The sequence below is a fragment of the Bacillus sp. ISL-77 genome (genome assembly GCF_018613105.1).
Genome location: NZ_JAGGQY010000062.1, coordinates 1 through 13,027 on the forward strand (window position 1 = coordinate 1; position 13,027 = coordinate 13,027).

At 39.7% G+C, this 13,027-nt stretch carries 13 protein-coding genes; all 13 read right to left on the reverse strand.

Features of this window, described 5'->3' with window-relative positions; translation table 11 throughout:
- Positions 1-307: 307 nt before the first annotated feature.
- The 13 genes from lysS to tilS all read right to left on the reverse strand — a co-directional run bounded on the left by lysS (position 308) and on the right by tilS (position 12,858).
- Entirely contained in the window at positions 308-1,792 is a 1,485-nt protein-coding gene (gene lysS / locus J7E77_RS23690) for a lysine--tRNA ligase (protein WP_214717291.1), read from the reverse strand.
- A 190-nt stretch (positions 1,793-1,982) separates the two neighbouring features.
- Positions 1,983-2,984: a tRNA dihydrouridine synthase DusB gene (gene dusB / locus J7E77_RS23695; RefSeq protein WP_214717328.1), complete on the reverse strand. Its 1,002-nt coding sequence runs from the start codon at positions 2,982-2,984 to the stop codon at positions 1,983-1,985.
- 27 nt (positions 2,985-3,011) lie between these two features.
- Positions 3,012-3,218 carry a helix-turn-helix domain-containing protein gene (locus J7E77_RS23700; protein WP_214717292.1) on the reverse strand — a complete coding sequence of 69 codons (207 nt, stop codon included), beginning with the start codon at positions 3,216-3,218 and terminating at the stop codon, positions 3,012-3,014.
- Positions 3,170-3,697 (reverse strand): 2-amino-4-hydroxy-6-hydroxymethyldihydropteridine diphosphokinase, encoded by a 528-nt coding sequence (gene folK / locus J7E77_RS23705; protein WP_214717293.1) that lies wholly within the window; start codon positions 3,695-3,697, stop codon positions 3,170-3,172. The genes J7E77_RS23700 and folK overlap by 49 nt, the downstream gene beginning before the upstream one ends.
- A gap of 2 nt (positions 3,698-3,699) precedes the next feature.
- Complete coding sequence (folB, locus tag J7E77_RS23710) at positions 3,700-4,059, reverse strand: dihydroneopterin aldolase (RefSeq protein ID WP_214717294.1); 360 nt, start codon at positions 4,057-4,059, stop codon at positions 3,700-3,702.
- Positions 4,052-4,894, reverse strand: a complete 843-nt coding sequence (gene folP / locus J7E77_RS23715; protein WP_214717295.1) for a dihydropteroate synthase — start codon at positions 4,892-4,894, stop codon at positions 4,052-4,054. Before folP ends, folB begins: the two co-directional genes overlap by 8 nt.
- A gap of 149 nt (positions 4,895-5,043) precedes the next feature.
- Positions 5,044-5,973, reverse strand: a complete 930-nt coding sequence (gene cysK / locus J7E77_RS23720) for a cysteine synthase A (RefSeq protein WP_214717296.1) — start codon at positions 5,971-5,973, stop codon at positions 5,044-5,046.
- Positions 5,974-6,120: 147 nt separating this feature from the next.
- Positions 6,121-7,014: a peptidyl-prolyl cis-trans isomerase gene (locus tag J7E77_RS23725; protein WP_214717297.1), complete on the reverse strand. Its 894-nt coding sequence runs from the start codon at positions 7,012-7,014 to the stop codon at positions 6,121-6,123.
- Positions 7,015-7,047: 33 nt separating this feature from the next.
- Entirely contained in the window at positions 7,048-7,926 is an 879-nt protein-coding gene (gene hslO, locus J7E77_RS23730; protein ID WP_214717298.1) for an Hsp33 family molecular chaperone HslO, read from the reverse strand.
- Positions 7,927-7,940: 14 nt separating this feature from the next.
- A complete protein-coding gene (locus J7E77_RS23735; protein ID WP_214717299.1) occupies positions 7,941-8,726 on the reverse strand; it encodes a type III pantothenate kinase in 786 nt (261 codons plus the stop codon).
- A gap of 109 nt (positions 8,727-8,835) precedes the next feature.
- Complete coding sequence (gene ftsH, locus J7E77_RS23740) at positions 8,836-10,776, reverse strand: ATP-dependent zinc metalloprotease FtsH (RefSeq protein WP_214717300.1); 1,941 nt, start codon at positions 10,774-10,776, stop codon at positions 8,836-8,838.
- 125 nt (positions 10,777-10,901) lie between these two features.
- Complete coding sequence (gene hpt / locus J7E77_RS23745) at positions 10,902-11,447, reverse strand: hypoxanthine phosphoribosyltransferase (RefSeq protein ID WP_214717301.1); 546 nt, start codon at positions 11,445-11,447, stop codon at positions 10,902-10,904.
- A gap of 25 nt (positions 11,448-11,472) precedes the next feature.
- The gene (gene tilS / locus J7E77_RS23750; protein ID WP_214717302.1) at positions 11,473-12,858 is read right to left on the reverse strand and encodes a tRNA lysidine(34) synthetase TilS; all 1,386 of its coding nucleotides are present in this window, start codon (positions 12,856-12,858) and stop codon (positions 11,473-11,475) included.
- Positions 12,859-13,027: the final 169 nt, after the last annotated feature.

Below are 13,027 nucleotides of genomic sequence, written 5' to 3' on the forward strand. Positions count from 1 at the left end.
AAACTAAAATTTTTGTTTGTTTGCACGATTTTGTTTGTTTAGTTTTCAAAGATCAATTTTCTCTATCGCCTAAAAGCGACTTTATAATCTTACCAAGTTATCAATGTGAAGTCAATAACTTTTTTTATTTCTTTTATCTTGCCATCACTGCCTCGCAGCAACAGATATTAATATACCACCATTAAAGACCTAGTGCAATAGTATTTATTATTTTTTTTATATAAAATTACAAAGTAAAAATATTCTAACTCTTCACGGCTAGAGGCAATAAAAAAAGTGCCAGTGGCACCGGCACTTTTTAAAGATATTACTTATGACGCATTAACGGGAATAACAGTACGTCGCGGATAGATGGTGAATTAGTCAGCAGCATAACTATGCGGTCTATTCCAATTCCTAATCCTCCAGTAGGCGGCATACCATACTCCAGCGCTTCAACGAAGTCATCATCCATCATATGGGCTTCGTCATTCCCTTGTTCGCGTTCCTTTAATTGCGCTTCGAAACGTTCTCTTTGATCAATCGGATCATTAAGCTCTGTAAACGCGTTTGCATGTTCACGCGCTACAATAAATAATTCAAAACGATCTGTAAATCGCGGATCCTCATCATTTTTCTTCGCAAGCGGCGAAATTTCTACTGGATGGCCGTAAATAAACGTAGGCTGGATTAACTTTTCCTCTACTTTTTGCTCAAAGAATTCATTAACAATGTGACCATAAAGCATGTTGTTATTAATTTCGACACCATGTTCTTTAGCAAGTTCACGAGCCTCTTCCACACTCATCTCTTTCCAGAAATCTGCACCCGTGTATTCTTTGATGGCATCAACCATGTGAAGTCTTTTCCATTCCGGTTTAAGGTCTACTTCATATTCCCCATATTGAATTGTAGTGGAACCAACTACTTCTTGAGCAATGTGGGCGATTAAATTCTCAGTAAGACTCATGATATCGCGATAATCTGCGTAGGCTTCGTAAAGTTCAATCATTGTGAATTCTGGGTTATGACGGGTAGAGACCCCTTCATTCCGGAATACACGACCAATTTCATAAACCTTTTCCAGACCCCCGACAATTAACCGCTTTAAGTGAAGCTCAATGGCAATCCTCATAAACAACGGCATATCGAGAGCATTATGATGCGTAATGAACGGACGTGCGGACGCACCCCCAGCGATAGAATGCATCATAGGTGTTTCAACTTCTAAATAACCATGGTCATCTAAATAACGACGCATCGATTGAATAATACGGCTTCTCGCAATAAATGTTGCCTTACTTTCTTGGCTCATAATTAAATCCAAATAACGCTGACGGTAGCGCTGTTCTACATCTTTAAGTCCATGGAACTTATCAGGCAGCGGACGCAATGCCTTTGTTAAGAACACAAAGTTTTCTACCTTTACGGATAGCTCGCCCACCTTTGTTTTAAATAATGTTCCAGTTACCCCAATAATATCCCCTAGGTCAGCGGTATCAAATAGTTTGTAACTCTCTTCACCAATAGCATCCTGACGAACATATACTTGAATTTGACCCGTTAAATCTTGAACATGCGCAAAACCTGCTTTACCTTTTCCACGCTTCGTCATAATTCGGCCTGCTAAAGAAACGGAAAGGTTTTTTGCTTCGATGTCTTCTTTTTCTAATTCTCCATATTGCTCAATCAATTCATTTGTATTGTGTGAACGGTCAAAACGCTTACCAAATGGATCAAGACCATTTTCGCGCATGGTGTTCATTTTTTCACGTCTGACCCTTAATTGGTCATTTAAATCTTCCTGACTCATAAAATCCACTCCAATAATCATTTATTATGTAAAATGCTTTTATTAATCCATCCATTTTTCTACATACTTTATTATTTTACACAAACTTATAGTTTCAGACATCAAAAAAGATCTTAATAAAATAAAAACTGCCAGTTATTTCACTGGCAGCATCCAATTAGTATAGAAAAAGACACTTTAAGTGACAAATTTACCCTACAATCAACTGACTTTGTTCTTTTTCCTCAACTTCTAACACTAAGTCGTTTAATAATGTCACTAAGTGATCTCTTGTTTCACACTCATTAATGGCATTACGAACTTTAGCGTTGCCGCGGACCCCTTTTAAATACCAAGCAGCATGCTTGCGCATTTCGCGAACCGCAATATTTTCATTTTTCAGAGCAATTAAACGGTCAAGATGAAGAATACATACATCAATCTTTTCTCTAACAGTTGGTTGAGGCATTAATATCCCAGATTCTAAATATTGTACGGTACGATAAATCATCCATGGATCTCCTAATGCAGCTCTTCCAATCATGACTCCGTCCACACCAGTTTCCTCGATCATTCGTTTGGCATCCTGTGGTGTCTGGACGTCCCCATTCCCAATCAACGGAATGTTAAGGTTTTGCTTTACTTCACGGATGATATCCCAGTTAGCTTTTCCTTCATACATTTGAACACGCGTTCGGCCATGAAGCGACACAGCTTTACCTCCTGCGCGTTCGACTGCTTGGGCATTTTTAACAGCAAAAATATGCTGTTCATCCCAACCCATCCGCATTTTCACGGTAACAGGCTTTTCCACTTCCGCAACTACCGCAGAAACCATCTCGTAGATTTTATTTGGATCAAGAAGCCATTTTGCCCCCGCATCACATTTAGTGATTTTTGGAACAGGGCAGCCCATATTAATATCGATAATATCAGCATTCGTATTCTTATCAACAAATTTGGCTGCTTCGACAAGTGTTTCCCTTTTGCCGCCAAAAATTTGCAAACTAAGCGGTTTTTCACGCTCATCGATGTAGAGCATATTCATTGTTTTTTCGTTTTTATAAACGATACCTTTATCGCTTACCATCTCTGCACAAACTAAACCAGCACCGAACTCTTTCACCGTTAGACGGAATGCAGAGTTACATACCCCAGCCATTGGAGCTAAAACCACTGGATTCTTCATTTCAATATCGCCAATTTTCAACAGGAAACTACCTCCTATTCTTTGATGAACTTATTCCTTAGGCGTTAAATCATCTATACTTATTTTTAATGAATCCGCAATTCTCTCAAGCAGGTCAACTGCAGGCAGGCGATTTCCTCTTTCAATCTCTCCTAAAATCGATACAGATACACCTAGTTCCTTCGAAAAGCCTTCTTGTGTAAAGCCCTTTAGCTTCCGATAGGCACGAATCCGTCTTCCCCATTTTTCCGCTTCCATATTCGGACTCCTTCTTTATCAGGTAATTCTTCTAACGATGATTCAAGCAATTTATTTATCTTTAAAAATGGACTGTCGTGAATTATCTCTAAAAGTGGAATAATTACAAAAGCCCGTTCTAACATCCTCGGATGTGGAACTATGAGCTTCTCGCTTTCAATATTTTCTTGGTTAAATGTAAGAATGTCAAGGTCTATTGTTCGCGGACCCCACTTTATTTCCCTTTTTCTCCCAAGTTCCAATTCGATTTTTAAGCATAAATCCAGCAATTCCATTGGACTTAATGCCGTCTGAATCTCAATTATCATATTCAAAAATAAGTCTTGGTCTTCATAGCCAACCGGATCTGTTTCGTAAATAGAGGAGTAATTTACCAAATGAAGATCAGAATAGCTTGTTAATTTTTTGATTGCACTCGTTAAATTATCATATCGGTTTCCTAGATTCGAGCCAAGGGCAATAAATGCTGTGTTTTCCACTTTTATCTTCTCCTTGTAATTTCTACTGCAACAGACCTGTAATGGCCTGAAATCGGCGGATTTGGCTTAATCACGGTTACTGTAACCTCGGATACAAGTGGAAACCCCATCAGGACGTTTGAAGCAATGCTTTCTGCAACAGCTTCGACTAACTTATACGGCTGCCCCTCGATTATTTCCTTACATACTTGGTATAACTCAGCATAATTTACTGAGTGCTCCAGTTCATCTGTTTCGCCTGCTTTTTTTAAATCAAGGGAAACGGATAAATCAACCTCAAATCGCTGTCCCAGCCGAGTCTCTTCCGGGAAAACACCATGGTAGCCGTAAAACTCCATTCGATTGACATAAATTTTATCCAATCAGTTCACCCTTTCCCATTAGGGCATCCATCATTTTTGCCATCCTGCTCATTTCCTTGACATCGTGAACACGTATTATGTGGCAGCCCTTTTGGATTCCATAACAAATCGTTGCTCCTGTACCTTCCATTCTTTCGTGAACAGGAAGATCTAATGCCTGTCCAATCACTGTTTTTCTGGATGTCCCTAATAATACTGGATAGCCTAGTTTAACAAATGTATCTAAATTCTGCATAGTTAGCAGATTTTCTTGGTAATCTCTCGCAAAACCGATACCAGGGTCGAGGATAATATTTTCATCCGTTACACCTGCATTTTTAACAATCGTTATACTTTCATAAAGATCATTAATGACATCTCTCATGAAGACCTTATAGTTTCGGTCATGACGATTATGCATAAGCACGATTGGAACACCGTAGTCTGCAGCAATTTGACCCATTTTTTCATCGGCTTTTGCCCCCCATACATCATTGATTATATGGGCTCCTGCTTCAATCGCCTGCTTTGCCACTTCTGCCTTATACGTATCAATCGAGATTGGTACATCGACATGCTTAGCGATTGCCTCAATTACCGGCATTACCCGTTTGAGTTCTTCCTCGAGGGGAACCGCTGCAAAGCCAGGCCGTGTCGATTCACCGCCGATATCAATGATATCAGCCCCATTTGCGACCATTTCTTTTGCTCGTTCCACAGCCATTTCAACATGATTAAATTTGCCGCCATCTGAAAAGGAATCTGGAGTTGCATTTAAAATGCCCATAATAATGGTTTTTTTACTACTATCCAAGGTATATGGTCCACATTTGATTTGTTCTTGAGTTGCTCTCATACCTAATCCTCCTATACAGGCTTTTTTCACTCTTTTTATCATACATGAAATCTTAATTAGTTTACAAAAAAAAGAAGCATCGGCAAGCCGACGCCTCTCTTTAATTGTCTAATTCAAACGCCGCTAAACGTACGTTTCCGCGTTTCTAATTATTCAGCATCATATTGGTAAAGCGCAGTACTTAAATAACGTTCACCGTTATCTGGAATAATTGCTAGAACCTTTTTACCTTTTCCAAGTTTCTTCGCAACTTCTAATGCAGCGTGGATTGCTGCTCCTGAAGAAATACCACCAAGAATTCCTTCTTCTCTAGCTGCACGTCTTGATGCAGCAAATGCTTCTTCCGTTCCAACTTGAATCACTTCATCATAAATATCAGTATTTAGGGTTTCTGGAATAAATCCTGCACCAAGCCCTTGGAGCTTATGCGGGCCAGGTGATCCGCCAGAAAGAACAGGTGAATCTGTTGGTTCAATAGCAACGATTTTTATTTCAGGGAATTTTTCACGAAGAACACTTCCTGCTCCAGAGATCGTTCCTCCAGTTCCGATTCCTGAAACAAATGCATCTAATTGATCCATTTGTTCAACGATTTCTTTACCTGTTGTTCTTCTATGAACTTCAGGATTTGCTTGGTTCTTAAATTGCTGCGGTAAGAAATAACCATGTTCCTGCACTAATTCTTCTGCCTTAGCAATAGCACCCTTCATACCAGCTGGACCAGGTGTTAACACAAGTTCCGCACCGTAAGCACGAAGGAGGTTCCGTCTTTCCAAACTCATCGTTTCAGGCATAACAAAAACGGCCTTGTAACCTTTTGCTGCAGCAATCATAGCTAGTCCAATTCCAGTATTTCCACTTGTAGGCTCAATAATGGTATCGACACCAGGTTTAATTAAACCTTGTTCTTCTGCTGCTTCAATCATAGCTAAAGCGATACGATCCTTTACACTGCTTCCAGGATTAAAATATTCAAGTTTCAAATAAACCTCTGCACTATTTTCATCTACTAATCTGTTTAATTTAACAATAGGCGTTTGACCGACTAAATCGGCAACTGAATTTGCAACACGAACCATTTAGAGCACCCCTATTCCGAGTAATTTGATTGGATTTATATAATTAAACTTACCAGTTTTATACTTAGTTTGTCAATCGTTTTGTTCGCCATTTTTACAATATTTCAAATTTGGGAATGAAAAAACACAGAAGTAACATCTGTGTTTTTAGTTTCCCTCTTTACCGTAAAACCAATCCACCTTAGCATCATCCCAAAAAGTAGAAGCAGTAGCTGGGGATTTCATTTGTTCTAGAGCAATTTGGCGACGAATTTGCTCTTTTACATCTTCAAAGGAATATTTCTTTCCATTTATTTTTCCTTCTAGCTTAATGATTGCATAACCCTGGTCTACCTTAATCGGCATACTGTGGGCGCCTTTCTTTAATTCCTTAGCTATTTGAATATATTGGACCGGATACCTTTCATCTTCCTCACTAAGGTATCCTATATCTCCGCCTTCATTAGCAGAAAATTCCTCGATCGACCGTTCCATCGCTAATGTCGAAAAATCCGAACCTTGTGCTAATTCCTGTAAAGCCTGGTCTGCTTCTTCCTCTGTACTCACAACAATATGTGATAAATGAAAGGCAGGCGGCACATGAAAAAGCTCTTCATTTTTTTTATAATAGTTACTTAATTCATCGTTTGAAACCTCGACATCTTTTGTTAAAAGTTCCTCTAAAAGGAGGTTACTTCGGATTTGTTCCTTCCACTTCTCTTCATTCTTTACGCTCTGTTTACTCAAAGAATTATAGGTGGCTTGCAGCATTCTATATTCACGTTCAACATCTTGATTGCTTATTTTAATTTTATATTTCGCTGCCATTTCCTCTATGACCTTTTGATCGACCATTTCTTTTAAAACATCTTTTCCATATCTAGCTTCTAGTTCATTCAGCCATTCTTGTCTTAGGATTGTTTTTTTTCCGACTGTTGCAACTGCCTCTTCATTCATTACTGCTCCGCCTGCCAGATTTGCCTTTGATAAAAAAAAGGCGATTGTTAGGCAATTAACCATGATCAGGGCCGCAATAACCATCCAAAGTTGCTTCCTCCCCAACGTCTCTCCCCCAATCAGAAAAGCGTAAGCACCTTACTTTGCATCCTTTTTCAGTTCTTCTAATTCATCGCTCGAAAAGAGGTACTTTTCATTGCAAAAGTGACAATGAGCCTCAGCCTGTCCATCTTCTTCAATCATGGCATGGATCTCGGCTGCCCCTAAGCCAACAATCGCATTAGCAAAGCGTTCTTTAGAGCAATTACATTCAAAGCCCACTGGCATCGTTTCTAAGACCTTTACTTGCTCTTTTCCAAAAAGCTCTTCGAGGATTTGTTCTGGTGTTAAACCTCGTTCAATTAATTTGGAAATGGGCTCAATGGTTTTTAATCTTTCTTCCAGATTTGAAATGATGGGTTCCGGTGTCCTAGGCATTAATTGAAAAATAAACCCGCCTGCTGCCAAAATGCTATCATCGGGATTTACTAAAACACCGACACCAACCGAAGAAGGAGTTTGCTCCGATGTCGCAAAATAATACGTAAAGTCTTCTCCTAGTTCACCTGATACCAATGGAACCTGTCCAGAGAAAAAGTCACGAAGCCCTACATCCTTGACAACCGCAAGCGTCCCCTCGGTCCCCACCGCGCGGCGGACATCAAGCTTGCCATTTTCAGTTGATTCAAAATCAACTTCCGGGTTGGTTACATACCCCCGCACTTCCCCTTTGGCATTGCTATCCACAACAATTGGGCCTAGCGGGCCGCCGCCGTTGATTTTAATTGTTAATTTATCCTCACCCTTAAGCATAGCCCCCATCATTACCCCTGCGGTCATCGTACGGCCGAGTGCAGCTGACGCTGTCCGCCAGGTTTGATGACGCCTTTGTGCCTCACTTACTGTTTCTGTTGTACGAACGGCATAGGCTCGAATATTGCCATCATAGGCAAGTGCTTTTACAAGATAATCCTTCATTTGTTAACCCCTTTCTAGCTGTTATTCCTTAGGATATCCACGTTTCTCTTATAGATAAGCTGTAAACCTTTTAAAGTTAAAAATGGATCAACAATATCAATAATGGTTGATTCTTGGGCAATTAAATTAGCTAGTCCGCCTGTCGCAATGACCGTTGGCTTCTTTTCGCTTTGCTCCATCATCCTCTTTACGATGCCCTCTACCTGTCCCACATACCCGTAGACAATACCAGCCTGCATCGCCGCCACGGTATTTTTGCCGATTACCGCTTCAGGGCGGGCTATTTCGATTCTCGGCAATTTTGAAGCTCTCGAATAAAGGGCCTCTGTTGAAATACCCACTCCCGGGGCAATCGCACCACCCATATATTGGCGTTCCTCATTCACATAACAATAAGTTGTTGCGGTTCCAAAATCGACAATAATCAAAGGACTGCCATATTCGTGGATAGCGGCAACAGCATTTACGATTCGGTCCGCCCCAACTTCTCTTGGATTTTCATATTTAATATTTAAACCCGTTTTAATCCCTGGCCCAACAACAAACGGTTTCACATGAAAATACTTTTGACACATTCTTTCCAGCGCAAACATAATTGGTGGAACGACAGAGGAAATAATAATGCCATCAATATCTGAAAAAGAGAGGCCAGCATGATCAAACAATGCTTTAATGTTCATTCCAAACTCATCTTCCGTACGATTTCTATTTGTTTCTACACGCCAATGATATTTAAGTTCCTCACGATCATAAACACCCAGTACAATATTGGTATTCCCTACATCAAATACGAAAATCACATCTATCACTCACTTTTCAGATTATTCTCTTCTATACTGAAAACATAATAACATAAATATGTTTTTTGATAAAAAAAAAGAGCGCTTCAATGAAGCACTCTTTCGACTTTTATTTATTATCTGTTTCATTAGGAGGGTTAAGCGGCTCAACCTCATCCTTTTTCGTATTGATATTAACCTTCACGTCTTCTACTTTTTTCGGACCGATTTTAACGGCTTCTAAAGCGACATTAGGCGCTGGCATATGACCATGGTCAACTAAATATTTAATTTGTTCAGCAACAAGGGTTTCAACTTCAAGTAATGTCTTCGCAATTAGGTCAAGCTTGTCGCGATTTTCTGTCAGAATTACTCTTGCTCGTTCATAACATTCTTTAATGATTCTTTGAACTTCTAAATCGATTTCATATGCAATTGCATCGGAATAATTTTGCTCATTATGAATGTCACGGCCTAAGAAAACCTGGCCGCCTGAACCTTGACCAAACTGAAGCGGTCCAAGCTTTTCACTCATACCGTATTCGGTTACCATCTTACGAGCAATTCCTGTAGCGCGTTGGAAATCGTTGTGGGCTCCAGTACTTACTTCACCAAAGACAATCTCTTCCGCTACACGACCACCGAGTAAACCAACAATTTTATCAAGCAACTCAGGCTTCGTCATAAAGTAACGATCTTCTCTAGGCAGCATGACAGCATATCCGCCTGCCTGCCCACGAGGAACGATGGTAACTTTGTGGACCATGTCGGCTTCATCTAGCACCAAACCAATCACCGTATGGCCGCCCTCATGGAATGCAACGATATTACGTTCCTTTTGGGAAATAACCCTGCTCTTTTTAGCTGGCCCAGCAATTACCCGGTCGGTCGCTTCATCAATATCTTCCATATCGATTTTCTTCTTACTGCTTCGGGCTGCAACTAATGCCGCCTCATTCAATAAGTTCTCTAAGTCAGCACCTGAAAAGCCTGGTGTACGCATGGCAATATTCTTTAAGTTTACAGATTCATCTAACGGTTTATTACGTGCATGTACTTTAAGTACTGCTTCACGTCCGATCACATCCGGACGGTCCACGGTAATTTGTCGGTCGAAACGACCAGGACGTAAAAGGGCTGGATCCAAAATATCGGCACGGTTTGTAGCAGCAATGATGATAATTCCTTCATTTGCCCCAAAACCATCCATTTCAACAAGCAATTGGTTCAAGGTTTGCTCACGTTCATCATGTCCGCCGCCTAGTCCAGCGCCACGTTGACGTCCAACTGCATCAATTTCATCAATAAAAATAATACAAGGTGCATTTTTCTTGGCATTTTCAAATAGATCACGAACACGGGAAGCTCCGACCCCGACAAACATTTCAACGAAATCTGAACCGCTTATCGAGAAAAACGGAACGCCTGCTTCTCCTGCAGTTGCTCTAGCAAGCAATGTTTTACCAGTACCTGGAGGGCCTACTAGAAGCACTCCTTTTGGAATACGGGCACCCAGTTCGGCATATTTCCGCGGATCCTTTAAGAATTCCACCACTTCAACTAATTCTGCTTTTTCTTCATCCGCACCAGCTACATCTCTAAAACGAACCTTTTTCTTATCATCATTATAAAGCTTCGCCTTAGATTTACCAAAGTTCATCACACGGCTGCCGCCGCCTTGGGCTTGGTTTAGTAAGAAGAAAAATAAAATAAAGATAATCACAAACGGAATAATCGATGTAAAGAAAGTCACCCATCCGCTTGTTTCCTTGGCAGGCATTACTTCCACTTTAGAATCAGCTTTATCAATTCGGTCAAGAATCTTTTCGCTGTTTGGAATATAGGTTATGAATTTTTTACTTTTCGCTTCTAACTCACCACGAACCTCATAAACGCCTCGTTCAGGCTGCATTGAAAATGATTTCACTTCGCCATTTTCTAATTGCTTTACAAACTTATCATATGAAATATGATCTGTTTGTTCATTGCTTCCATTAAAGAAACTCACCACGCCAATAATGACTAAAAATATCAATAAATAAAAGATGGTATTACGGAAAATCCGATTCATCTCTTACCTCCTCCCACGATAGGCAAACTATACTAAATGGTATCATAGAAAATCTTACTAATTCAAGGAATTACTCTCATGCTTAAAGCTTTATATGTTGCTTTAATAATGAGCTAATAAGTATCTTAAAGATTATTGCTGTATACTTCAGGTTTTAAGACACCGATATATGGAAGGTTTCGATATTTTTCAATATAATCCAAGCCATATCCAACAACAAATTCATCTGGCACAATAAAACAAACATAATCAGCTTTAATTGCACTTTTTCTACCTGTTGGTTTATCGAGCAATGTTACAATCTTGATCGATTTTGCTTTCCGATATTTAAATAGGTCAACCAAATAACTAAGTGTTAGACCGCTATCGATAATATCCTCGATGATTAGAATGTCTCTGCCTTCTACAGATGTATCTAGGTCCTTGAGGATTTTTACTTCTCCGGAAGAAACAAGCCCAGTTCCGTAGCTGGAAACATCCATAAAGTCCATTTCAAGGTAGCAATCCATCCGTTTTAATAAATCAGCCATAAACGGCATTGCACCTTTTAGAACACCTATGGCAAGCGGGAATCGATCCTGATACTCTTCCGTTAACTGTCCAGCTAACTCCCGGATTTTAATTTGAATCTCTTCTTCTGTTACTAAGACCTTTTCAATATCCTGTTTCATTCTAAATGTGCCCCCTAGAAGATCGTTACTTTTGATATTTGAATAGTATATATTGTTTAGCTGAGTAATCTATGCCTTCAAGAAAAGATTTTTTTAAACCTGGAAGCCAGATAATAGAACCTTCTTTGTCGGTGAGTACAGGCCACATATTTCGATCATAAACTGGTACTTTCTGATCAATAAATATGGCTTTTAACTTTTTCGATCCTTGCATTCCCTTAATTGTCATCCGATCACCCATTTTCCTTGAACGAATGATAATCGGCCACTTAATACTGCTTGCATGAAACACGGCAGTGTATGGATTTGCCGTTGGAATGTCCCCCTCCATATATTTGCTGCTAATTTCCCCGCCATTTGGCAAAAAAAGCGTTCCAGGCTCTGTCATTTCAAAATAATATGACTCAACCTCGATCGGTTGAAATTGGAAGGAAAGGGAATGATAGGAACGGGAAACTTTTAAACCATTAGGCAAATCAAGTTGACCTGATGGGTGAGGATGATTAATTATGAAAAATACTTGATCGATATGTACGGCAGATAATGAAGCTGGTATTTCTTTGTAAAGATAGTTTAATATTAGTTGAATCCCTCGCCTTTGTAAAGGTTTAGGCACTTCAAGAAAGCGTTTAATGTCAATGCTAATTTCCCTTTCTTCCTTTTTTGTCATAACTGTATTCATTCGTTGGACAGTTAACTCCAGAAGAAAGGTTTCATCACTTTTTAATTCCTCGCTAAACCGTTGAAAATGTTCATGCACATGTGGATTTTCCTTTTTTAAAAAAGGGACAACTTCTTTTCGAAAGCGATTTCTACTATAGATCCCTTTCTCGTTACTCGGATCTATTCGCGGGCTTAGGTTATGATTTAGGCAATATTCCTGAATATCAGCCCTTTCCAATCCTAAAAATGGACGAAAAATGATTCCCTGTTCAAATGGCCTCGAAAAAGGAATACCCGCTCGAGCCAGTCCCGCACTGCCTCTCGTTAATCTCATTAGCATGGTTTCGATTTGATCATCACCATGATGTGCAAGGGCTAAAAATCGATACTGATACTTTTCCATAATCTTCGAAAAAAACTCATACCTTACATCTCTTGCGGCGATTTGCGAACTTTTTCCTGTGCTTTCGATAATTTCTGGCACATTGACGCGAGTCATCTCAAACGGAAGATTATTCTGTTCACAAAATACTTTGACGAACAGCGCATCCTCATAGGACTCCTGACCACGAAACATATGGTCTACATGGGCTACAACTAGGGAAAGGTTTTGTTTCTCTTTTTCCGCGAGCAAAAAGTGAAGCAGTGCTAGCGAATCCGGGCCTCCCGAAACACCAATGACAATCTTTTTGGATTCTAATCTGAATCCCTGGTGACTAAGAAAGGCCTTGACCTTAGATTCCAACATATGATTGCACTCTTTCTTAAAACAAAGTTTAAAGCATTAAAACGTTTAGAATAACAATAGTCTACCACTTTTACGAATAAACTATCAAAGCATTGGCATTACAAAATGCTTAGAAATTTTTCCTATTTATCCGCTTACAGAACTACGTATTAAATAACCTTTCTTCTTA

Bases quoted from the DNA above. Each gene is read 5' to 3' on its own strand.
- J7E77_RS23700 (WP_214717292.1), bottom strand. From the start codon at position 3,218: ATGGAAGCGGAAAAATGGGGAAGACGGATTCGTGCCTATCGGAAGCTA.
- tilS (WP_214717302.1), bottom strand. From the start codon at position 12,858: ATGTTGGAATCTAAGGTCAAGGCCTTTCTTAGTCACCAGGGATTCAGA.
- hslO (WP_214717298.1), bottom strand. From the start codon at position 7,926: ATGAAGGATTATCTTGTAAAAGCACTTGCCTATGATGGCAATATTCGA.
- lysS (WP_214717291.1), bottom strand. From the start codon at position 1,792: ATGAGTCAGGAAGATTTAAATGACCAATTAAGGGTCAGACGTGAAAAA.
- folP (WP_214717295.1), bottom strand. From the start codon at position 4,894: ATGAGAGCAACTCAAGAACAAATCAAATGTGGACCATATACCTTGGAT.
- ftsH (WP_214717300.1), bottom strand. From the start codon at position 10,776: ATGAATCGGATTTTCCGTAATACCATCTTTTATTTATTGATATTTTTA.
- hpt (WP_214717301.1), bottom strand. From the start codon at position 11,447: ATGAAACAGGATATTGAAAAGGTCTTAGTAACAGAAGAAGAGATTCAA.
- cysK (WP_214717296.1), bottom strand. From the start codon at position 5,973: ATGGTTCGTGTTGCAAATTCAGTTGCCGATTTAGTCGGTCAAACGCCT.